Annotated in this window: 16 protein-coding genes; 12 read left to right on the forward strand and 4 right to left on the reverse strand. The window is 43.5% G+C overall.

Translation table 11 applies throughout. From position 1 onward, the window contains the following. Window positions 1-217 precede the first annotated feature (217 nt). A complete protein-coding gene (locus BGL89_RS09785) occupies window positions 218-1537 on the reverse strand; it encodes a four-carbon acid sugar kinase family protein (RefSeq protein WP_286825555.1) in 1320 nt (439 codons plus the stop codon). Between the two features lie 150 nt (window positions 1538-1687). Between BGL89_RS09785 and lpxA the strand changes: the two genes are divergently transcribed. Beyond that, the gene (lpxA, locus tag BGL89_RS09790; protein ID WP_286825556.1) at window positions 1688-2524 is read left to right on the forward strand and encodes an acyl-ACP--UDP-N-acetylglucosamine O-acyltransferase; all 837 of its coding nucleotides are present in this window, start codon (window positions 1688-1690) and stop codon (window positions 2522-2524) included. 118 nt (window positions 2525-2642) lie between these two features. Then, a complete protein-coding gene (gene lpxB / locus BGL89_RS09795) occupies window positions 2643-3872 on the forward strand; it encodes a lipid-A-disaccharide synthase (protein WP_286825557.1) in 1230 nt (409 codons plus the stop codon). A gap of 201 nt (window positions 3873-4073) precedes the next feature. On the opposite strand, the gene gcvP is transcribed toward lpxB, so the two are convergent. Both gcvP and BGL89_RS09805 read right to left on the reverse strand, forming a co-directional pair. Continuing rightward, on the reverse strand, window positions 4074-7061 hold the full coding sequence (gene gcvP, locus BGL89_RS09800; RefSeq protein ID WP_286825558.1) for an aminomethyl-transferring glycine dehydrogenase: 2988 nt from the start codon (window positions 7059-7061) through the stop codon (window positions 4074-4076). A gap of 107 nt (window positions 7062-7168) precedes the next feature. Continuing rightward, window positions 7169-8794, reverse strand: a complete 1626-nt coding sequence (locus BGL89_RS09805) for an ArnT family glycosyltransferase (RefSeq protein ID WP_286825559.1) — start codon at window positions 8792-8794, stop codon at window positions 7169-7171. A 439-nt stretch (window positions 8795-9233) separates the two neighbouring features. On the opposite strand from BGL89_RS09805, the gene BGL89_RS09810 reads away from it, so the two are divergent. Continuing rightward, window positions 9234-10043, forward strand: coding sequence for an aminotransferase class IV (locus tag BGL89_RS09810; RefSeq protein WP_286825560.1), 810 nt, complete (start codon window positions 9234-9236; stop codon window positions 10041-10043). Between the two features lie 56 nt (window positions 10044-10099). Here the strand turns inward: BGL89_RS09810 and BGL89_RS09815 are convergent, their stop codons facing one another. Continuing rightward, window positions 10100-10450, reverse strand: coding sequence for a single-stranded DNA-binding protein (locus BGL89_RS09815; RefSeq protein ID WP_002797092.1), 351 nt, complete (start codon window positions 10448-10450; stop codon window positions 10100-10102). Window positions 10451-10677: 227 nt separating this feature from the next. Here BGL89_RS09815 and BGL89_RS09820 point away from each other — a divergent pair, with 227 nt between their 5' ends. The 9 genes from BGL89_RS09820 (at window position 10678) to BGL89_RS09860 (ending at window position 24259) form a co-directional block, all read left to right on the forward strand. Then, window positions 10678-11715, forward strand: a complete 1038-nt coding sequence (locus BGL89_RS09820; protein WP_147070009.1) for a rod shape-determining protein — start codon at window positions 10678-10680, stop codon at window positions 11713-11715. 90 nt (window positions 11716-11805) lie between these two features. Next, window positions 11806-12555: a rod shape-determining protein MreC gene (gene mreC / locus BGL89_RS09825; RefSeq protein WP_286825561.1), complete on the forward strand. Its 750-nt coding sequence runs from the start codon at window positions 11806-11808 to the stop codon at window positions 12553-12555. Beyond that, window positions 12522-13103 carry a rod shape-determining protein MreD gene (gene mreD / locus BGL89_RS09830; RefSeq protein ID WP_286825562.1) on the forward strand — a complete coding sequence of 194 codons (582 nt, stop codon included), beginning with the start codon at window positions 12522-12524 and terminating at the stop codon, window positions 13101-13103. Before mreC ends, mreD begins: the two co-directional genes overlap by 34 nt. A gap of 157 nt (window positions 13104-13260) precedes the next feature. Further along, window positions 13261-15711, forward strand: coding sequence for a transglycosylase domain-containing protein (locus BGL89_RS09835; RefSeq protein WP_286825563.1), 2451 nt, complete (start codon window positions 13261-13263; stop codon window positions 15709-15711). A gap of 145 nt (window positions 15712-15856) precedes the next feature. Next, window positions 15857-17617 carry a M61 family metallopeptidase gene (locus BGL89_RS09840; protein ID WP_286825564.1) on the forward strand — a complete coding sequence of 587 codons (1761 nt, stop codon included), beginning with the start codon at window positions 15857-15859 and terminating at the stop codon, window positions 17615-17617. Window positions 17618-17640: 23 nt separating this feature from the next. After that, window positions 17641-18567: a branched-chain amino acid transaminase gene (locus BGL89_RS09845; protein ID WP_286825565.1), complete on the forward strand. Its 927-nt coding sequence runs from the start codon at window positions 17641-17643 to the stop codon at window positions 18565-18567. 554 nt (window positions 18568-19121) lie between these two features. Beyond that, window positions 19122-20642 (forward strand): circadian clock protein KaiC, encoded by a 1521-nt coding sequence (gene kaiC / locus BGL89_RS09850; RefSeq protein WP_002797104.1) that lies wholly within the window; start codon window positions 19122-19124, stop codon window positions 20640-20642. A 79-nt stretch (window positions 20643-20721) separates the two neighbouring features. Next, the gene (locus BGL89_RS09855) at window positions 20722-21552 is read left to right on the forward strand and encodes an amino acid ABC transporter substrate-binding protein (RefSeq protein ID WP_286825566.1); all 831 of its coding nucleotides are present in this window, start codon (window positions 20722-20724) and stop codon (window positions 21550-21552) included. An 82-nt stretch (window positions 21553-21634) separates the two neighbouring features. Then, a complete protein-coding gene (locus BGL89_RS09860; RefSeq protein ID WP_286825567.1) occupies window positions 21635-24259 on the forward strand; it encodes a DNA polymerase III subunit alpha in 2625 nt (874 codons plus the stop codon). Window positions 24260-24353 lie beyond the last annotated feature (94 nt).

The following is a 24353-nucleotide window of genomic DNA, read 5'->3' on the forward strand; positions in this document are numbered from 1 at the left end:
GCAGGTGCGAAACCCCGCAAGGGAAAGAAGCAGAAACCCAAATCGTGAGGTTTGGGAATCACCGTCCGTTTACGGCGGTGAGGATGTCAATATGAACCTTGAGCAGCAGGCAGCAGTGGGAATTATGAATTATGAATTATGAATTGGGGAGCTTTTTCAGTGATCAGTCAACAGTAAACAGTAATCAGTGAACTGCTCACTGCTCACTGATTGCCTCCTATTGACACAAACGTTGATAAACTGTGGCTAAAGCTTGGACATCACCGACGTTACCCGGGAAAAGAACCACAGGTAAATTAGGAAAGAGGGGATGATCCAATTCTGTGCAGACCATGGAGACACCGGGGAGAATCTGACCGAGTAAACGGGCCGATTGCAGGCTTAAACCCGTACTTAAGACATCATTAGAGGTAATTCCGCCTTTACTGATTAAAAAACTGATGTCACTGGGTAAACCCTTAACAATGTCCATTAACAGGGTGGAGACGGCAACCCCAAAATCAAGACGTTTCTGCACAGAGGCAAAGGTTAACTCTTGCCGACTGGTATAGATCACGGGGGTTTGTTTATTTTTGTGAATAAGCTTGACTTTTTCTAGAACTTGTGCTAGGAGTTGATCTCGTTGGTCAGGACGATCGCGCAATGCCGTCACATCGATTTCGACTCCGACGGTGTTGGGTTGTTGAAGCAGTTCCTGTAATTGTTGGGTAGTTTTTTTGACGTGGGAACCGACGATAATTGCCCCGGCTTCCCCCGTGGGCTTATACTTACCCATAGATTTGGGTGCGATCGGTTGAGTTCCTAAATTAGCCAAAGAAGTTAAAATACTGGCGGCACTACGGAATAAAAATTTTTTTCCTGCCCCTGCGGCGGTTAAAATATCTTCAGCAAAGCGATCGAGATCCGCTTGAGTTTCCCCATCTACCACCCCACATTGATTATTTTTGAGCTTTTGCAGTCGTTCTAAACTACCTTGACGGATATCTGTCAGTAAAAATCTCTCTACATCATCTGCTTTAATTTTACCTTGCGTTTTCTCCTCCACATAATCCGGCAGATAACTGTAATGATAGGCAAAAACCGAATCGCGAGCGAATTCCGTCTCGTGGACGGGAGTGGGAACACCATCGATGATTAAATAATGAATACTATCGCGAGTGATTCTGCCCCCCTCAAAAAAGGCTGGAATCAGGAAATGTGCATCAAAACCGCCCAATTCTTCGGCAATAACATCAGTTTCGATCGGATAATGCCCGCGCAGGGTAGAATCGGAACGACTAACCACCAAAAAATCCTCGATTCCCTCTTTAGTTAAGGCAGTTTTCAGGTTATGACAGACTTCTCGCGTGACAGACTCGGCTTTTTCGGGGGTTAAAGCGCGAGTATTCGTCAAAACAAAGAAAATTGGCGCATTATCTGCCAATCCCAAGCGGAGAGTATCTTCATCCCACCGCATCAATAACAGACAACTATGGACTGTTTGGGAACCTGTCGGGTCATCATCTAAGACTATAATTTTAGGTCTATTATTGCTCATATATTTTTTATCAGGATGGGAGGGACGAAGGAACCAAGAGAATCTGGTTAATAGTTTATCGGGTTCTGGTTCCCCATTAAAGTCGTCCCCTCCGCAAGCAACCGCTATCAATCTTGATCACAATCTGTCCAATATAGGATAAGCTATACCATGATTCATACAGTGACGAAGTTGAGCGCGGGAGACTTCCCTTTGAATACGTTAATTCACCCCACTGCGGTTATCCATCCGTCGGCAAAACTTGCTCCCAAGGTTAAAGTTGGTCCCTATGCTGTGATCGGAGCCAATGTGGAAATTGAAGCTGATACAATTATTGATGCCCATGTGGTCATTGAGGGTCCGACCAAAATTGGCAAGGGTAATCATATTTTTTCCGGGGCTGTTATTGGTAATGAACCACAGGATTTAAAGTATAAAGGTGGCGAAAGTAGGGTAGAAATTGGTGATCATAACCAAATTCGCGAGTTTGTCACAATTAATCGCGCCACGGATACGGGAGAAGTTACCCAAATTGGCAGTAATAATTTATTAATGGCCTATGTTCACGTTGCCCATAATTGTATTTTGCAAGATAACATTATTATCGCTAATAGTGTCGCTTTGGCAGGTCATGTCCAGATCGAATCAAAAGCAGTTATCGGGGGGGTTTTAGGAGTACATCAATTTGTTCATATTGGCAAAATGGCCATGTTAGGAGGAATGAGTCGTATTGATCGCGATGTTCCCCCTTTTACTTTAGTGGAAGGCAATCCCTGTCGGGTGCGAACTCTTAATTTAGTCGGTTTACAAAGAGCCGGTTTTACCGATGAAGATCTAGCTTTACTGAAAAAAGCTTTTCGGATTATCTATCGTTCTAATATAAATCTTCAGGAGGCTTTAGAACAAGTTTCTCTCTTAACCGATAACCCCCATGTTCAACATCTCTGTCAATTTTTACAATCCTCTACCACGGGAGAAAAACGCCGCGGTTTAATTCCGGGGAAATAATCCCAAGGTAGGGTGGGTTAGGCGACAATAACTGATATAATTCACCAATAACTTTACTATTCGCCGTAACCCACCGTTCTCAGAATTTCCCCATTGCCTATATTAAATAATTATCCAAATGCGTATATTTATTAGCACGGGTGAGGTATCGGGTGATTTACAGGCAGCGATGCTGATTGAATCCCTTTTTCAACTAGCTAAAACCCAGGAAATTGAGTTAGAAATTTTTGCGCTCGGCGGCGATCGCATGGAGTTAGCCGGAGCAAAAATGTTGGGTAAAACCACTCGACTGGCTGCCATGGGATTAATTGAATCTATCCCCTTTATTTGGCCAACTTTACAACTACAAAAACGAGCAAAAGAGTTTTTTAGAGATCATCCCCCTGATCTGATTATTTTAATTGATTATGTGGGGGCAAATGTGGCGATCGGTCAATCGGCTAAAAAAATTATTCCCGATGTCCCAATTATTTATTATATTGCCCCACAGGTGTGGATTTGGTCAGAAGAAAATATCCCCTCAGCTAAACTAAGGGCCAGAGCAGAAAAGTTATTTAATACGGAGAAATTAATCGCCATCACCGATAAATTATTGGCAATTTTTCCTGCCGAAGCCCGTTTTTTTGAAACAAAAGGTTTACCGGTAACTTGGGTGGGACATCCTTTAGTTGATCGTATGGCAAATGCTCCCAATCGCCAAGAAATGCGGCAAAAATGGGCAATAAAAACCGAAGAAACGGTGGTCGCTTTGTTACCCGCTTCCCGTCAACAGGAGTTTAAATATCTCGTCCCGACGGTGTGCGCTGCTGCCCAAAAATTACAGGAAAAAATTCCCGATATTAAGTTTTTAATTCCCGTTCCACTAGCTTTATACGAACCCAAAATGCGACAATTAGTGAAGGAATATGGATTAAATGCGGTGATTATGGAACGAGATCAGACTTTAGAAGCAATTGCCGCAGCCGATCTGGCTGTGGCTAAGTCTGGTACAGTTAATCTCGAAATTGCTTTGTTAAATGTGCCGCAGGTGGTGGTTTACCGTTTAAGTGCAGTTACTGCTTGGATTGCCCGCAATATTATGAAGTTGTCTGTACCATTTGTCTCACCGGTAAATTTAGTTTTAATGCGAGAAATTGTTCCCGAATTATTACAAGAGGAAGCTAACCCGGAGAGAATTATGCAGGAATGTCTAGATTTATTATTAAATCAGCAACGTCGGCAAAAAATGTTAGATGAATACGCAGAAACTACAGCCGGTTTAGGAACAGTAGGCAGTTGCGATCGAGTGGCGCAAGAAGTGTTTAATTTTACAGTTCAAGTTCCGAAAAACCAGAAAAAAGCGGGGTAATTTGTAACTACCCCACCAAATATTATCAAGTAATTACGATTACTTAGGGTCTGCTGAATAATGGTAAAACCCTTTTAAAATAAAGCTTTTGACCTGTTAAAGTCCGATGTGCATGCTGCGAAAATAGGATTGGGGAAACTCCTGACTCCTGACTCCTGACTCCTGACTCCTACCACCACCGAAAAACTTTTTCAGCAGACCCTACTTATAAGCGTCCATACCCTCACAGGAACAAACCAGATTTCTGTCCCCGTAAGCATTATCAACCCGTCCCACTACCGGCCAGAATTTATAATCTTTTAGCCAAGAAAGCGGGTAAGCTGCCTGTTGACGGGAATAGGGACGACTCCAATCATCGGCAGTTAAAACTGCGGCTGTGTGGGGGGCATTTTTCAAGGGATTATCATGGATATCCATGCTACCATTAGCGATCGCTTGTACCTCTTGATAGATAGTTAACAAAGCTTCACAAAAACGGTCTAATTCGCCCAAAGATTCGCTTTCCGTGGGTTCCACCATCATTGTACCCGCCACGGGCCAAGAAACCGTCGGCGCGTGGAAACCGAAATCCATCAAGCGTTTTGCCACATCTTCCACCTCGATGCCGGCCTGTTTTTTCAGGGGACGTAAATCAATCACGCACTCGTGGGCGACTGTTCCGGCGCTACCCTTAAATAACACTGGATAGGCCGACTCCAGACGAAAAGCCATATAATTAGCGTTCAAAATTGCCACTTCTGTCGCTTTTTTCAAGCCTGCTGCCCCCATCATAGCGATATACATCCAAGAAATCACCAAAATGCTGGCACTACCCCAAGGCGCGGCCGAAATTGCCCCAATCGAGTCCTGATGCTTACCGTTAGCGGTTTCTGGGGATAATTTCGCCAAAACCAGGGAAACATCGGGCAGAAAAGGCACTAAATGGGATTTTACTCCGATTGGTCCCATACCCGGTCCGCCACCACCGTGGGGAATACAGAAAGTTTTATGGAGATTCAAGTGACAGACATCAGCACCAAAATCCGCCGGACGACATAAACCCACCTGAGCATTCATATTTGCGCCATCCATATAGACTTGACCACCGTATTGATGAATCAAGGCACAAATTTCGCTAATTCCCTGTTCAAAAACGCCGTGAGTGGAAGGATACGTTACCATCAAAGCCGCTAGATTATCCTGATGCTTCTCGGCCTTAGTTTTCAGGTCATCAATATCAATATTGCCCTGAGAATCGCAATTAACCGCCACTACTTTCATACCACACATAACGGCGCTGGCAGGATTAGTCCCGTGAGCGGACTCAGGAATTAAGCAAATCTGACGATGACCTTGACCGCGACTTTCATGGTAGGCTCGGATTACCTGTAAACCGGCATACTCTCCCTGAGAACCAGCGTTCGGTTGTAGGGAAATGCCATCAAACCCGGTAATTTCCCCTAACCAAGTCTCTAACTGTTGAAAGAGCAGTTGATAGCCTTCTGCTTGCTCAATCGGGGCAAAAGGGTGTAATTTGCCGAATTCTGCCCAAGTTACTGGAATCATCTCCGCTACGGCATTCAGTTTCATCGTACAGGAACCGAGGGGAATCATGGAAGTATTTAAGGCTAAATCCTTTGTTTCCAGACGGTGCAGATATCTGAGTAATTCCGTTTCCGAGTGGTAACGATTGAACACCGGTTCGGTAAGATAGGCACTGGTACGGGTTAAATTAGCGGGTAATTCTAGACTAATTTTCTCGACTAATTCGGCCGCGGTAAAGGGTAATTCCCCGGTTGGGGCAAAAATTTGCCATAAATCCCACACATCCCTGAGACTGGTGGTTTCATCGACACTAATTCCTAGATTATTCTCATCAAAATAACGCAGATTAATCTTATGGGTTTTTGCCTTCGCAAGGATGTCCTTAACTCCCGTGGATACCGTAACTTTGAGCGTATCGAAGCACGGTTCTTTCCCCACTTGATAACCCAACTGTTTTAACCCAGTTGCCAATAAAGCGGTTAATTTCTGCACTCTTTGGGCGATTTTCTTGATTCCTTCCGGTCCGTGATAGACCGCGTACATGGAAGCAATCACCGCTAGTAACACCTGTGCGGTACAAATATTACTGGTGGCTTTATCCCGGCGGATATGTTGTTCCCGGGTTTGCAAAGCTAAACGCAGTGCGGGTTTACCCTGACTATCCTTCGATACCCCGACAATGCGCCCCGGAATGCTGCGTTTATAGGCATCTTTGGTGGCAAAATAAGCGGCATGGGGACCCCCATAACCCAAGGGAACCCCAAAGCGTTGACTGCTACCCACGGCAATATCAGCCCCCAATTCGCCGGGGGGAGTCAACAGGGCTAAACTGAGAATATCGGCGGCAACGGTGACTAAAGCCCCATTTTCCTGCGCTTTGGCGATAAATTCCCGATAGTCATAAATTACGCCATCGGTGGCTGGATACTGTAATAATGCGCCAAAAATCGGCGTTTGGAAGTCAAAGAGACGATGATCCTCGATAATAATGTCAATACCTAAAGGAATCGCTCTGGTTTTAACGACTTCAATCGTTTGGGGATGGCAACTACTGGAGATAAAGAAAGCATTGGCTTTAGTTTTACACAGTCCATAACTCATGCTCATCGCTTCCGCGGCTGCTGTTCCTTCATCGAGGAGGGAAGCGTTAGCAATTTCCAGACCGGTTAAGCTAGTGATGAGAGTTTGGAAGTTTAAGAGAGCTTCTAAGCGTCCTTGGGCGATTTCCGCTTGATAGGGAGTATAGGCGGTGTACCAACCCGGATTTTCTAAGATGTTGCGGAGAATTACCGGCGGGGTGATACAGTCATGGTAGCCCATGCCAATAAAGGAGCGAAATACCTGATTTTTGGAGGCAATAGCTTTTAATTGGGCAAGAGCAGCGTATTCACTCAAGGCAGGTGCTAGATTAAGGCTTGTTTGTAAACGAATTCCTGACGGGACAGTTTTAGCGATTAACTCCTCAACGGTAGCAACACCCAAAACCGCCAGCATTTTCTCTATTTCCGTCTCCGTCGGCCCAATGTGACGGTTAACAAAGCTATCGGTACAGTCTAGCAGGTCTTGCAGGTCAGCAGGAGCGAATTCCTCGGTTTTCTCGGCCGTAATTGACCTATTTAGCATATTAATCTCGGTTTCAACAATTACAAAAGTGCTGCGTTTCATCGCTAGGGGTGATTTTAACGCAACTTGTCAAATTTTTGTAATATTTCAAGTCAGCAAGATCAAGCCTAAGCTAATTTGCTATCGACCTATGCACAAAATTAACTTCACTACTGCTTCGTCACCAAAAACCAACCGGAATCCGTCGATCCGATCACCTTTAATCCTTCTAAATCAGTAGCTTCTTTGGTTTGACGATCGATAATTAGGTAGGGTTGTCTGTGACTTTGCCAATGATTGATTAATTCTTCAGCAGCAAGGGGAAAAACCCGACGACCACTATAAAAATTTAACGAGGGGCGCTCATAGGCAAAAGCAACATAAACAGGGTGATCGGCCGGCACATATTTCTCCACTAAACTCGCCACCGGTTTGACGGGGAAATTCTCATTTAATTCCCAGATCCACAGGGGAGAATTGACAAAAATAAACAAAGAAACCAACATTCCCCAGAGTAAAACCACGCTGAATTGTTCCGAGCGCCGAGCTAACAAAATCGCCGTTGTCACCATGGTCAGGGAAAGTGACAATAAGGTTAAAATAATTAAGGGATGGAGAGGTTCGATAGCGACAAAATTACCAGGAAAATAGGCCATTAAAGCTAATAAACCCGCCACAACGCCGATAATACCCAGAATAATTGACCAGATTGGATTATAGGGGCGATCGATGGGAAGATTACCCACCTGCGCCAAGGCATAACCGGCCGCTAAAGCCAAGGCCGGATAGATCGGCAGAATATACCAAGGCAACTTGGTCGCCATTACCGAAACCACCAACAGATAAACACCCGTCCAAACTAACAGTAACTTCGCCCAACTGTAGAGATGTTCCTGACGTGCTAAACGTAAACCCCAAACCGAGAAAATTAACCAAGGCCAACTATATTTAAGAATTTCCAGCAGATAATACCAAAACGGTCCGCGATGATCGTCCAGATCGTCACTAACTCGCTTTAACTGTTGAACAAAAAGGGAATCAAGGAACTCCCGCTCGTAGTGCCAAAATTGGGCGCTATACCAAGCAAAAGCGGGAGTTGCTCCCAATAACCAACCCGACCAAAAATAGGCAGAAGTTAATAACCGGGGGGTATCCCAGAACAGAAAAATCAAGCCGATACCCGCCAATAATAGCCCCATAATACCCTTAGTCAGACAAAGGAGGGCAAATCCTAACCCCGCCCCCAGAGACCAGCGTAAATCGCGCCGTGAGCGCAGTAAACAGACAAACATCAGGATTTCAAAACACAATACCGCTCCATCCAACATGGCTAAACGGCCATGACGCACCACCGGCAAAAGAGTTAGATAGATCAAGGCCGATAGTAAAGCTGGTAAACGAGCGGGAAAAATTTCTCGACCGAGAAGGTAGAGGAGCGGCACCGATAAAGCTGTTAAAAAAGCGGGAATTAGTCTAGTATTGACCTCATTGATGCCCCAGAAATGGTAAGTTAGACCGATCAAACTATGAATCAACGGCGGTTTATTCAGGTAGGGATCACCCCAAAGACTGGGAAATAACCAGCGCAATTGTTCCAGTGGGGTTTGGCTAATTTCCTTGGCCACCTGAGCAATGGTCGCTTCATCCCAATCCCGCAAGGGTAAATTACCTAATCCCACTAGATAGATAATTAAGGCCGCTATTAATAATCCCAGTAAACACAGAAATTCTCTAAAATTTTCTCTCTGACGCAATTTATAGCTAGAATATACCCAAGTAAATTTTTGACGTTTCATAAGCTAGGTCAGTTATCAGTAAACAGTAAACAGTAATCAGTAAACAGTAATCAGTAAACAGTAATCAGTAAGGCTCTCCTAGACTGGTTATAGCAAATTAGTAGTTTCAATGGTTCTTCGTTACTTGGTATGGTTCGATAGGGGGGCATAAATCGACTAAATCCTTATCTGGCAAGAGATTTAATTGATTAGTTCGCTCCATCCCTTATAACCCCCGTCCATTGCATAACACAAACCGAAGAGCCGTTTCAATGAGCCTAATCCCTTAAATAGCCTAGAATCCAACCAAGCAAAAAGCTTTGATTATTTTCTGCTAAAATATCATAACTACTCTAGAAGACCCTTAAAACTCAAATCTGATAACTGATAACCGATAACTGATAACTGATAACTGATAACTGATAACTGATAACTGATAACTGATAACTGATAACTGATGATGTATTGGTATAATGGCGAATTAATCGAGGATGAGCGAATAAGTCTGGGTATTGATGACGTGGGGTTGCTTTATGGAGCCACAATATTTACTACCCTGCGTATCTATCAACAAAGCTTAGATCATCCTCTAACCCATTGGCAAGAGCATCTCGAACGTTTGCACTCTAGTTTACAAGTTTTCCACTGGCCCGCTCCCGATTGGCAGCGAATTCGCCAAGGAGCCGAAAAATTATCCCTATTGTATCCTGTCCTGAGAATTACAATTTTTCCCGATGGTAGGGAGTGGATTAAAGGCAGATTTTTACCCGAAGATTTAAACCTTAGACAAGAGCGGGGAATTATTGGGTGGGTAATAGATAATCCCGCTTGGCAACGCGTTTTAGGAGAACATAAAACTGGTAATTATTTAACCCCTTGGTTAGCGTCACAAACTGCTCAAAAAAAAGGAGCAAAAGAGGCGATATTAGTTGATCGAGTCGGGAATTGGTTAGAAACTAGCACGGGCAATTTATGGGGATGGAAAGATAATTGCTGGTACAGTCCCCTGCTGACTGCTGATATTTTACCCGGGATCGGGCGCTCGGCTTTGATCGGCTGGTTAAAAAAACAAAATATTTCCCTGCAAGAAAATCTCTGGACTCCTGAATTTGTCAGGACTTTACAAGGAATTGCTTATAGTAATTCTCTGGTGGAAATTATCCCTTTTAATTCTATTCTTGGCTGTGATCTAGAGATAAATACAGCTATTTATCGGCAAGTTTTACCGGATTTACAGCAATATTTTTCCAGTCAATTAGAGAATAAATAAGGGTGTGTTACTAGAGGCTAACACACCTAAAATCTGGAAATAATACCGCTCAAGCTTTAAAATTCTCGCTCGGAATTAGCCTCACTATCGCGTTTAGAACCGAGTAAATCTAGTTGATCGACGAGAATCACCGGTTTAGAACGAGCTAATCCCGTGTTTTTATCATTCCAAGTATCCATTTTTAAAGAACCTTTAATCCCGATTAAACCGCCTTTTTTCACATAATTAGCGGCCACCTCCGCCGTTTTGCCCCAAATTTCCAGATCGAACCAATCCGGCTGATCGCTATTTTTAGAGCGACGATTAACCGCTAAAGTGAAAGTACATAAAACCTTACCCGACTCGAAATACTTGGTTTCCGGGTCTCTCCCCGCTCGTCCCACCAAATGAACCAGATTTAAACTCATGGTCTTAAATCCTCAATTTAGTACAATAGTATGTTTATTTTAGCCCGAAACCCTGACTTTGACCGGTGGGCAGCCAGAAAATTAGGCCGAAGACTTGCGTAAATCTGGAGAGAAAGAAGCGATAATTAACTAGACTTGAGAAACAAAACGTAATAAAATCCAAGTCGATTCGATCGAAAATCTAGCTATAGCAAGCAACGTTGTTATCAGAACAGGAGTGAAAACAAGTGGGTTTTTTTAGAGGTCTAGCCTTATCAAGGGACATAGGTATAGACTTGGGGACAGCAAACACCCTCGTTTATGTGTCAGGGAAAGGCATCGTTTTAGAGGAACCATCGGTAGTGGCGATCGATCAAGATCGTAACCCGATCGCTGTCGGGGAGGAGGCCAAAAAAATGCTCGGTCGGACTCCGGGCCATGTCACCGCTCTGCGACCCCTGCGCGATGGGGTAATCGCCGATTTTTACAGTTGCGAAATCATGTTAGCGGAATTCATCAAACGAGCGCTCGATGGCACGATTGGCAATCCCCGCATGGTAATCGGTGTTCCCAGTGGGATTACTGGAGTAGAAAGACGTGCGGTGGTGGATGCGGCCAAAAATGCCGGCTCGCGAGAAGTGGGGTTAATTGATGAACCGGTTGCTGCGGCCTTGGGTGCCGGTTTACCCGTCTCGGAAGCGACGGGAAATATGATCATCGATATCGGTGGTGGCACGACGGAAGTGGCGATTCTCAGTCTTGATGGGACGGTGATCAGCGAATCGGTGCGCGTCGCTGGGGATGAACTCACGGAAGCAATTATCGCTTATCTAAAAAAAGTCCATAACCTAATTATCGGGGAACGCACGGCCGAAGATATTAAAATTCGCCTTGGTTCAGCTTATCCCTCCCCCGGAGATGAATTTCCTCCTCTGGAAGTGCGGGGATTGCATCTCATGTCCGGTTTACCCCGCACCGTGACGATAAAAGCGGAAGAAGTGCGGGAAAGTATGGATGAGCCACTTTCCGTGATCGTTGATGCGATCAAACGTACCCTAGAAAAAACTCCCCCCGAATTAGCGGCCGATATTATCGATCGCGGCATCATGTTAGCGGGAGGGGGTGCTTTATTACGGGGACTCGATCGCCTAGTCAGTCACGAAACCGGTATCGTTACCCATATCGCTGAAGATCCCCTGCGCTGTGTTGTCAAAGGCACGGGAGAAGTGTTAAAAAATCAGAAACTCTTTGAGCGGATCGTTAATGAAACAACTCGCAATGTCTAAAGGTCACTAGGATCGGTTAGCCGTTAGCTATCAGCAGCGGAAAAATACACGGATTCTCACTCTACACAGCCAAGAGGTTTTAAATCGCTCATGTATTCAGCACGACGAAAATGGACACAGCAGGGATGGCGACTTTTTCTGCTCGCTGCCGCTTTGGGGGTAGCTTGGTACATTCGTACCTATCAAAGTGGGGCGATTTTAGAATTGTATGGTTTATTAACCCGCCCTTTTCAGGGAGAGGAAACTAATCTGCAAGAGCAACTTCTGGCCGATCAACGGGTGCGAGAATTACAAAATCGTTTAAGTGAAGTCGAATATCAAAATCAACAATTAAAAAAACAGCTTGGTTATTATCAAACCCAGAAAAAACCCCTGATTTCTGCCCCAATTATTGGCCGCAGCGCTGATGATTGGTGGCAACAGGTAATTATCGGTCGGGGTAGCACCGATGGTGTGGAAGTGGGTGCTTCGGTGACGGGAATTGGCGGTTTAGTGGGACGGATTACGGAAGTTACTCCCCACACCAGCAAAGTTTTATTGGTCAGTAATTCCCAAAGTCGCATCGGAGCAACGGTGAATCGTAGTCGGGCCATGGGTTTAATTCAAGGTCAGGATTCCCAAGTCGCCACCCTGCGCTTTTTTGAAAAAGCTCCCGATGTGAAACCGGGAGATGTGGTGACAACTTCGGCTTTTAGTAGTCTTTTTTCGCCAGGTTTGCCCATCGGTCGCATAATTTCCCTTAATTTACAGGAAAATCCCGCCCCCACCGCCAAAATTGAATTTACCGCCACCGTGGACAATCTCGAATGGGTCTTCGTTCACCCGCAACCCCAGCAGTGAGAGGGGGAATTATGCTGAAATTAAGCCGTTTATCAGCCCGTTCTCGTTTTATACTGAATATTTTAGTCACTGTCGCTTCACTGCTTCTCTGTACCTTTCTTTCCTTAATGCGGCTGCCCGGTATGGAGATTTTAGGCATCGCTCCCAATTGGTTACTGATTTGGTTGGTTAGTTGGAGTCTCAATCGCTCTTGTCTCGATAGTGTGGTGGCCGGATTAGCGCTCGGCACTATTCAAGATAGTCTTACCTCTAATTATCCTTCCCATATCATGGTTTTTGGTCTCATCGGCTTCCTCACTTCCCGTTTACACCGACAACGTTATGTTCAAGAAGAATTAATCGCTGTGGTCTTAATTGTCTTTGTTATGACTTTAATTGCCGATGGTGCGCTCGCTTTTCAATACTATCTACAAGGAGGCAAAAATCTCCCTGATCTTTGGCTCGATTATCAACGCCTTGGCCTCACTTCTGCTCTGCTTAGTAGTCTCTGGACTCCCCTCGTCTATTATCCCCTCCAGCAATGGTGGCGACAATTTAGCGATCGGTAAGTAGTCGGCTTTTTCAGTTATCAGTTATCAGTGAGCAGTGATCAGATTTGAGTTTTCAGTTCACTGATTAATGATTACTGTTTACTGTTTACTATTTACTGATTACTGATTACTGATTACTGATCACTGATTACTTATCCTCACCCGCTCAACTAACATGAAATACAAACAAAAACTTAGTCAATTTTTTCATAATCTTGCTAATAAATTAGAGAATTCCGAGCAACCCCCTAAAGTCGCTCCTATCGACTCCGAATCTGCGCCAGTTGCGGGGGAAAAGCCATTAGAAGCCGCTTCCGAAGAAAAAAAGGTTAATTTAGTCTCCCGAACCAGTAGCAAGGCTCTAGAGACGTTAAAACCCTTAAAAAACAAATTTACTACCCTGATCGACAATTCCCCCTTACCGCAATGGCGACAACATCCCCGCTTTGGGTTGTACTTGGGATTGGGATTAGGCGTAACTGGGGGCATTTTAGGGGTAGGTTGGGGCATTTATCGCCTTGAAACCTCTCTACCGCAAAATATCGCCGATATACAAACCTATGCTCGTCCCAGCACCCTAACCATTCAAGCCGCTAATGGGGAAATCCTCAAGCAAAATGGCCCTAGCACTTACGAAACCGTGAAAATTGCCCAAGTTCCCCAACTGGTACAGGAGGCCTTTATCGCTAGTGAAGACCGCCGTTTTCGCGAACACGGGGGAGTTGATGGCCAGGGTATTGCTCGCGCTCTCTTTTCTAACCTGAGAGCCGGGGGAGTGGTGGAAGGAGGCAGCACCATCACCCAGCAATTGGCTCGGATTGTCTTTTTATCCCAAGAAAGGAGCTTTGATCGCAAATTACGGGAAATGCGTATCGCTCAGAAAATAGAAGATAAATATACAAAAGACCAGATTTTAGAGCGTTATTTTCACCTAGTTTATCTCGGTTCCGGGGCCTACGGTCTTGCCGATGCCGCTTGGTTATATTTCAGTAAACCCGTCGATAAATTAACTCTAGCCGAAGCTGCCACCCTTGCAGGGATTGTTCCCGCTCCTAGTCTCTATTCTCCCCTCGAAAACCCTAAATCTGCCCTAGAACGGCGTAATATCGTCCTAAAAACTATGGCCGAGGTGGGATTTATTACTAACGCTCAAGCAGAACTGGCGATCGCATCTCCCCTAGGCATTAAAACCAGTCCCCTAAAACGTCTGCAACGGCAAGCGGCCTATTTTACCGATTATGTGGAAAAAGAACTGCCGCAACTGGTTCCCGCTAAAACCCTAGAAGCGGGGGGATTGGTGGTAAAAACTACCCTTAATCCTCGTTGGCAAAGCGAAGGGGAGGAAGTGGTAGAAAGAGCGGTTTCTCGTTATGGCAAGTGGCAGAACTTCCAACAGGCGGCTTTAGTGGCAATTGACCCCAAAAATGGACAAATTAAGGCCATGGTCGGGGGAATTGACCACGATAAGAATCAATTCAATCGGGTGACACAGGCAAAACGTCAGCCAGGATCTACTTTTAAGCCTTTTGTCTATGCGGCGGCGATTGCGGCGGGGAAATCCCCCTATTCTAATTATAAAGATGCACAGTATGTGGTGGATGGTTATAAACCAGAAAACTACGGCGATAAGTATAGCGGCCGCGAGGTGTCCATGCGCGATGCTTTGACTTCTTCCCTGAATGTGGTGGCAGTTCAGGTGTTAGTGGCTGTGGGTTGGAATCCGGTGATTAAATTAGCTCAAGATCTGGGTATCCAGTCGAAACTTTTACCCACTTATTCTTTGGCTTTGGGTGCTTCGGAAGTCAATCTTTTAGAATTGACTAGCGCCTACGGAACCTTTGCTAATAATGGTGTGCATCAACCAGTTTACGGTATTAATCAGGTACTTGATCGCCATGGTAAAGTAATTTATCAAGCCAATTTTAAACCGAAAACTGCTCTCAATCAAAACACGGCGGCGACGATGACTTGGATGCTGCAGGATGTGGTTAATTCGGGAACGGGAACCCCCGCACAAATTGGTCGTCCGGTGGCAGGAAAAACCGGCACTTCTGACAAGGCTCGCGACCTTTGGTTCGTCGGTTATATTCCCCAATTAGTCACGGGAATTTGGCTCGGTAATGACAATAATAAACCCACCAATGGAGCCAGTACCATGTCCGCTTGGATGTGGCGACAATTTATGTTAGAAGCAATTAAGGATATTCCCTATCAAGGTTTCCCAGAACCGAATTTAGGCAAACGTCCAGTGACAGTAAAAGCGGAACCCATTAAACCCCGACGTACCTACTTTACCCAAACTACTAACAATCGTTTAGCCAGCAGCGATGAGGGTTCCCCCACCGAAGGACCCATCCGCAGACGGCGACGGGTTCGGGTAAGTCACGAGCAAACTATCGTTCGTTCTCATACTAGCGAACCCAGCCAACGCCGTTCTAGTCGTCGGCGTACTACCGTCGCTCCTACCAGCGCCGCTGCTCCTCGTCCTGAAAATACGGCCCCCCCGGCAGCCGAACCGATTACCGTTCCCGTCACTGTGGCAGCTCCCGAAACTCGTTCGGTTCCCCTACAGGTAACTCCTCCCCCCGATGTGACTCCTCCTGCACCCCCAGCAGAAAGACGCTGAATCGGCGAAAAAACCCCGCAGGATTTGCGGGGGTTACAGTTCCACAACTGCTCGGTAAAATCTTGGAAAAAAATCGGATTTTTGGCGGCGAAACTGGGTAAATTGGCCGAAAGCTTGCCGCTATAATAACTAAAAAGCCTGTTTAATGCCGATGACCAGTCTTATTTCCCCCACTACCGTCTCCTCAACCCGTTTAAGTCTCAGCTATCAAGTGGCTATGCCGGAACCGACTTCACACCTCTTTGAAGTTACTCTACAGATTAGTGGTTGGCAAGCACCGATTTTAAACCTAAAAATGCCGGTTTGGACTCCCGGTTCCTATCTAGTGCGGGAATACTCCCGTTTAGTCCAAGATTTTCAAGCTGTTAACCTCAACAGTCGCAAAGTTGCTAAAAATCACTGGCAGATTGACACCGGTAATAGTTCAGAAATAACAGTCAAATATCGCGTTTTTGCCCACGATTTAACCGTCAGAACCAACCATCTCGATGATACTCACGGTTACTTCAACGGGGCCGCTTTATTTTTCTATATCCCCGATTATCAAAAACATCCCCTCACCCTGACAATTATCCCCCCCCATGCCGATTGGCGCGTTACCACTACCTTAAAATCTTTATCCGGACAGAAAAACACTTTTCACGTTCCCGATTTTGATACCCTGGTGGACAGTCCTGTGGAGGTGGGGATTCATCAGTTATACGATTTTGTCGTCGAGGGAAAACCCCATCAATTAGCTATCTGGGGACGGGGAAACGCCAATCCTAGTCAAATTATCGCCGATACCACTAAAATTATTCAAACCGAGTCGGCTATGTTCGGTGGACTTCCTTATGATAATTATCTCTTTTTGCTACATCTTTCGGCGGCTGGTTACGGGGGACTAGAACATAAAAATTCCTGTACCCTTAACTATATGCGTTTGGGATTAGGAGATAAGGATAAATATAATCGTTTTCTGCAATTAGTCGCCCATGAGTTCTTTCATCTCTGGAATATCAAGCGTATTCGCCCAAAAGCTTTAGAAAGCTTCGATTATGATGCAGAGAATTATACTTCTTCCCTCTGGTTTGCCGAAGGAACCACCAGTTATTACGATATGATAATCCCTCTACGGGCAGGAATATACGATAGTAAGACTTTTTTAGAGCTTTTAAGCAAGGAAATCACCCGTTATCTCAATATACCCGGTCGTCTTGTCCAACCGCTAGGCGAATCTAGTTTCGATGCCTGGATAAAACTCTACCGACGGGATAGCAATAGCGATAATAGTCAAATTTCCTACTATCTCAAGGGGGAATTATTGTCGCTGCTTCTCGATTTACTAATTCGCACCCACACCGATAACCGTCGTTGCCTCGATGATGTTTTACGCTCGATGTGGCAACATTTCGGTAAAGAGGAGATTGGTTATACCGATGGGGAATTGCAAGCAATTCTCGAATCTGCCGCAGGGGTGGATTTAAGCGACTTCTACCGCCGTTACATCGACGGTTTAGAAGAATTACCCTTTAATGAATATCTTGAACCTTTTGGACTCTATCTGCGGGGTGTTGGCAATGGGGAGACGATACCTCATCTGGGAATGCGGGTACAGAGTGAAGCGGGTAAAGAAATGATTAAATTTGTCGAGATGGGTTCTCCTTGTCAAAAAGCGGGAATTAATGCTGATGATGAGTTATTAGCCATCGATGGATTGCGGGTGACGGCGGAACAGTTAAACGAAAGATTAAAAGACTACCGCGCAGGTGATATTATTCAGATAACAGTCTTTCATCTCGATGAATTGCGAACCCTTGCTGTTCCACTGGCCACCCCGCAGACGATTCGCTATGAAATTATCAGGGTAGAAAATCCTTCTAATAGCCAGAAACAAAATTTTTCCGCATGGGTAAATCCCGTTTAGTTCTTGGTTAAATCAACAAAAAAATGTCTATTACCGCCGAAATTACTTTCCTTCCTCTCGCCTATTTTGAGAATAAATTTATCCCTTTCAGTGAGGCAAAATTATCCATTGCTACCCACGCACTACACTACGGAACTGCCGCTTTTGGGGGTTTACGAGGTACTCCCGACCCTAGCAATCCCAGACAGATATTATTATTTAGATTAGACCGTCATTCTCAGCGTTTAAGTCAAAGTGCTAAGTTTCTTAATTACGAGATTCCTGCCGATAAAATCTATCAAATAATTATCGATTTTGTGAAAAAGAATCAGTGTCATCGACCTTTTTATATTCGTCCCCTTGTCTATAGTTCGGGGTTGGGAATTGCCCCGCGATTGCATGGTATCGAGAAGGATTTTCTCGTCTATGGTCTAGAAATGGATGATTATTTAGCAGCTGATGGGGTTAACTGTCGGATTAGTTCTTGGTATCGTCAAGAGGATAGAAGTTTCCCGTTGCGAGGTAAAATTAGCGCCGCTTATATCACTTCTGCTTTAGCAAAAACGGAAGCGGTAGAATCGGGGTTTGATGAGGCAATTTTGATGAATTCTCAGGGTAAAGTCTGTGAAGCGACGGGAATGAATATTTTTATTATCAGAAATGGTCAGCTAATTACTCCTAGTTTTGACCAAGATATTCTAGAGGGGATTACTAGAGATAGTGTTTTAACGATTGCGCGGGATTTAGGTATTCCGGTTATTGAAAGACCTGTAGATAAGACGGAGTTATTTATCGCTGATGAGGTGTTTTTAAGTGGCACTGCGGCGAAAATTACTCCGATTAAAAGGATTGAAACTTTTTCTTTACCCGCGGCTAAACCGATTACTTATCAGTTAAAAGAAAAGTTAAGTTCTATCGTTCTCAATCAGGAACCAAAGTATCAAGATTGGATTACTAAAGTTCCTTTATAGTTAGAGAAATTAACTTAATTTCTCCTTGAGATGCGTCATCATTTTACGCATCTCAAGGAACCCTGAAATAAACGGAATTTATCTATTTTTAGGTTTGGCTCCTTCCTGTATATAGGGTATAGTTTTATTGGGATCAATCTTCAGCACGGGTTTCTTCCCTGTTGCTGTTTTTTATTGTTGATTGTCGGTTTTTTGCTGATTTTGATTATTATCGGTTGTATGTTCCATAGTAGAGCAAATAAGTATGATTATACCTTAAACTCTCTCAAAGTTGTCAAGGATAGTATTAATCCACTAAAGACAAAACTTACTTTGATTCTAACTATTAGTTTATTGGTATTTTGGTTAATTGTGGCCAAGATTTACCTACTTATATAGTTTCCCTTGAATATAACCAATCTCTTTATGCTTGGGTTAAGCTGTCCTGCATTTAAACGATGTCTTGGAAATTTTATTACAAATGCTCAAACTCTCAAACTAGGGATGAATTTCCGGTATCACTGGTCACTGAAATAGGTACAATAAACAGTGGCTCGTTTTCATAGAGAACTTAAATGACGCAAAATAATCCCTTAGAGTTGATTGAGAAGTTAGAAACAGGAATCCCCGGCTTTGATTTTCTTTCGGAAGGGGGATTGCCGAAAGGACGAGCAACTTTGATAGCGGGGACGGCAGGAAGTGCTAAAACGGTCTTTGCCTGTCAATTTCTCGCAGAAGGCATCAAAAATGGAGAAAATGGCGTTTTTGTCACCTTCGAGGAGCCACCCCAAGCACTCAGAAAAAATATGGGTGGTTTTGGTTGGAATATCCGGCAGTGGGAGGAGAATCGCCAATGGGCCTTTGTCGATGCTTCCCCCCAACCGGAAGAAAAGCCGATGGTGACAGGAGAATACGACCTAGGCGCATTAATCGCTCGCATTGAGTTTGCTATTCGCAAAAATAAAGCCAAACGGGTGTCTATGGATTCTTTAGGCGCAATTTTTAGCCATTTAAGTGATAGCGCTCAAGTGAGAAGTGATCTTTTTCGTCTGGCAACCGCTTTGCGAGAATTGGAAGTAACAGCGATTATGACCGCAGAAAGAACCCAAGAATACGGCGAAATCAGTCGTTATGGGGTGGAGGAGTTTGTGGCCGATAATGTGGTGATTTTACGCAACGTTTTAACCGATGAGAAAAGAAGAAGGACGATCGAAATTTTAAAATATCGGGGAACCGATCACCAAAAAGGAGAATTTCCTTTTACAATTATTCCCAACAAAGGGGCCGTGATTATTCCTTTATCAGCTATTGAACTAGAACAAAAATCCTCTAATATTCGTATTACTTCCGGCAGCCTGGAACTCGATAGAATGTGTGGTGGTGGTTTCTTCCGCGATTCGGTTATTTTGGTTTCGGGAGCCACGGGAACAGGAAAAACCCTCATGGTGACAGAATTTATGGCCGGGGGAGTAACCAATGGGGAAAGATGTTTAATTTTTGCCTTCGAGGAAAGTCGCGAACAGTTATTTAGAAATGCTACCGGTTGGGGTGTGGATTATGACCGCATGGAAAAGGAAGGTAAATTAAAGGTAGTCTGCCGTTATCCCGAAACTACGGGTTTGGAAAATCATCTAATTATGATGAAGGAAATTATCGAGGAGTTTCAACCGAATCGAGTGGCAGTAGATAGTTTATCTGCTTTAGAAAGGGTTTCTAATCTGAAAGGATTTCGGGAATTTATTATCGGTTTGACTTCTTTTATTAAGCAAAAAGAGGTGGGAGGATTATTTACTTCCACCACTCCCACTTTATTAGGAGGTTCCTCGATCACAGAAGCGCATATTTCTACAATTACTGATTCAATTATTCTGCTGCGTTATGTGGAAATGTATGGAGAAATGCGCCGCGGTATCACTGTTTTAAAAATGCGCGGTTCTATGCACGATAAGGATATTCGTGAGTTTTCGATCGATCATCAAGGTATGCACATCGGTCAACCTTTCCGTAATGTTACCGGAATTCTGGCTGGAACTCCTATGTACACAGCACAAACAGAAGTAGAACGTTTGAGTGGATTATTCGAGGATCGTAGTTAAAATACAGCAGCATTTGCTAATCGCACATCGGCCGTTAGCTTTTTTCTCCCTATCTCCTTCTTGCTTTCTTGATATGTATATGTCTAAAAACTTTTGCTTTATTTTTCTAGGTCTTTTACTGATAAATAACCTACATTTATCAGCCTTGGCAGAAACAGTTTTACAAAGAATTGCTCGCACGGGAGAATTAAAAGCGGCAGCCAGAAAAGACGCTACTCCCTTTAGTTATATCGATGAGAAAACGGGACAATGGACAGGTTACGGAGTGGAATTAATGCGCTTAGTCCAACGTCGATTAGAACAACAATTAGGTAAACCGATTACAATAACCTTTACAGAAGCGACGACTAATAATCGTTTTCAGCAAGTGGAACAGGGACAAGTAGATTTATCCTGTAATGCGGCAACAATTACGGAAGAAAGACTAGAAAAGGTTAATTTTTCTATTCCTTATTTTATGACAGGAGCGCAATTTTTAACTAAAAGGGAAAATGTTGATAAAATAGATATTAATAACACTTTAGCGGCAGTTGCGATCGCCTATATTCCCCACACCACCACCGATAGTATTATTCGTTATATCTATCCTCTGGCTAATTGGCAAGCTGTCAGCGATCGAAGTGAAGCAGTGGCAAAATTACAAAGGGGAGAAGTAAAAGCAGTGGTTAGTGATGGAATTCTTCTGCTGGGGGAAATCATTAAACAAGGACAGGATCCGCGACAATTTGTGCTACTACCCCGTCAACCGATTACCACCGAACTTTATGGCTGTATTTTACCCAAAAACGATCCCGAATGGAAAAAATTTGTTGATACTGTCGTCGGCAGCAATGATAACCAGAAACTGCGAGAACAATGGTTTAATTTAGAGGAAAGTTCTTTCCCCTATAGGATTCTCAATCAACCCTAAAAATAGACTGTGATTGCTGAAAATTAAAGGTCAGTAAATTCTAGTTTTTTGCTTTTTACTTGTTACTTTTTCCTGAAAAATTATGTCTTTTGTCGGTTTACATATTCACAGTGATTATAGCTTACTTGATGGTGCTTCCCAATTACCGGCACTAATTGATCGAGCGATCGAATTAGGACAACCAGCGATCGCTTTAACCGATCATGGAGTCATGTATGGTGCGATCGAATTAATTAAAACCTGTCGTAATAAGGGAATAAAACCAATTATTGGCAACGAAATGTATGTAGTCAATGGCGATATTGAAGTCAATCTTCGCCACCGAAAATATCATCAAGTTGTTTTAGCCAAAAATACCCAAGGCTATAAAAATCTGGTTAAATTAACTACTATTTCTAATCTGAAAGGTATTCAAGGTAAAGGCATTTTTGCTCGTCCTTGTATCAATAAAGAGTTACTCCAACAATACCACGAAGGATTGATAGTTACCAGTGCTTGCTTGGGTGGAGAGATTCCCCAAGCGATTTTAGCTAATAATAGAAAACTGGCTAAGGAAACTGCTAAATGGTATAAAAAACTTTTTGGTGATGATTTTTACTTAGAAATTCAAGACCACGGTTCTAAAGAAGATCGGATTGTTAATGTAGAAATAGTTAAAATTGCTAAAGAATTAGGAATTAAAGTAGTTGCTACTAACGATTCTCACTTTATTTCCTGTTACGATGTAGAGGCACACGATGCCTTGCTTTGTATTCAAACTAGCAAGTTAATTACTGAAGACAAACGCCTCCGTTATAGCGGCACAGAATACTTAAAATCTGCTGATGAAATGCGTTTACTTTTCCGTGATCATCTGCCCGAAGATGTGATTGAAGAAGCGATTAATAACACCTTAGAAGTAGCAGAAAAAGTCGAACCTTATAACATATTTAATGAACCGAGACTCCCTAATTATCCTGTTCCTGCGGGACATACTGCCGATAGTTATGTAGAAGAAATTGCTTGGTTAGGATTACTAGAAAGATTAAAATGTCCTTCTCGTCACGAGATTGAGCCTGTTTACAAAGAAAGGCTTGAATACGAATTAAAAATGTTACAGAAAATGGGATTTTCTACCTATTTTCTCGTCGTTTGGGACTATATAAAATATGCTAGAGATCATGATATTCCCGTCGGTCCAGGACGCGGTTCTGCGGCGGGTTCTTTGGTGGCATATTCTTTAAAAATAACCAATATTGATCCCGTTCATCACGGTTTATTATTTGAGCGTTTTCTCAATCCTGAACGGAAATCTATGCCTGATATTGATACGGATTTCTGTATCGAGAGACGGGATGAAATGATCCAATACGTCACGGAAAAATACGGGGAGGCTAATGTTGCCCAAATCATTACTTTTAACCGCATGACATCAAAAGCTGTCTTAAAAGATGTGGCGCGGGTGTTAGATATTCCCTACGCCGAATCGGATAAAATGGCGAAAATGATTCCCGTTTCTCGCGGTAAACCCACACCTTTAAAAGTGATGATTTCCGATGAAACTCCCGAACCAGCATTTAAAGAAAGATACGATACGGAACCCCATGTGCGTCATTGGTTAGATATGGCAATTCGTATCGAAGGTACTAACAAAACCTTCGGAGTTCATGCTGCGGGAGTCGTCATTTCTTCCCAACCTTTAGATGAAGTGGTTCCCCTCCAGAAAAATAATGATGGGGCGGTAATTACGCAATATTTTATGGAGGATTTAGAATCATTGGGATTGTTAAAAATGGACTTTTTAGGGTTAAGAAATTTAACCACTTTGAAAAAAACCGCCGATTTAATTAAACAAAATCAGGGTATAGATATCGATCTCGAACAATTGCCTTTAGATGAAAGAAAAGCCCTGCAAATTCGGGCTAAAGGGGAACATAAAAAACTACCTCCCGATATTCTCAAAACCCACGGATTACTAGAAGAAGGGGATTTAGAAGGTATTTTCCAGTTAGAATCATCGGGGATGAAACAGATCGTTAAAGAGTTAAAACCATCGGGTATTGAGGACATATCTTCAATCTTAGCACTCTATCGCCCTGGTCCTTTAGATGCGGGATTAATTCCTCTCTTTATTGGCAGAAAACACGGTAGAGAACCCATTCGTTATGATCATCCTTTATTGGAACCAATTCTTAAGGAAACCTACGCAGTTTTAGTCTATCAAGAACAGATTATGAAAATGGCGCAGGATTTAGCCGGTTATTCCCTAGGAGAAGCGGATCTATTGCGTCGGGCAATGGGTAAGAAAAAAGCCTCCGAAATGCAGAAACAAAGGGAGATGTTTATCGATGGTGCTGCTAAAAATGGTGTGGAAAAAAGAATCGCTGAAAATCTCTTTGAACAGATGGTAAATTTTGCCGAATATTGTCTAGGAGGTGAGACGTTAATTTTAACTGAGGAATACGGATTATTACCAATTGCTAAAATTGTGAGCGAAGAAATTAACTGCACTGTTTATACTGTTGACCAAAATGGTTTTGTTTATAGTCAACCAATCTCTCAATGGCACGAGCGAGGTTTACAAGAAGTCTTTGAATACACCCTAGAAAATGGGCAAACTATCCAAGCAACCAAAGATCATAAATTTATGACTAGCGACGGAGAAATGTTAGCCATAGATACAATATTTGAGCGAGGTTTAGATTTAAAATCCTCTGATTTTTCCTAAAAGCCAAACCCCCCAATCTTGTGTGATTGAGGGGTTAGAAAGAATAATCCTGGCATCGAGCTATTGTCCCGGTCGGCAACCCGACAAGTATCTT

The sequence above is a fragment of the Microcystis sp. LSC13-02 genome (genome assembly GCA_002282935.1).
GTDB lineage: Bacteria > Cyanobacteriota > Cyanobacteriia > Cyanobacteriales > Microcystaceae > Microcystis.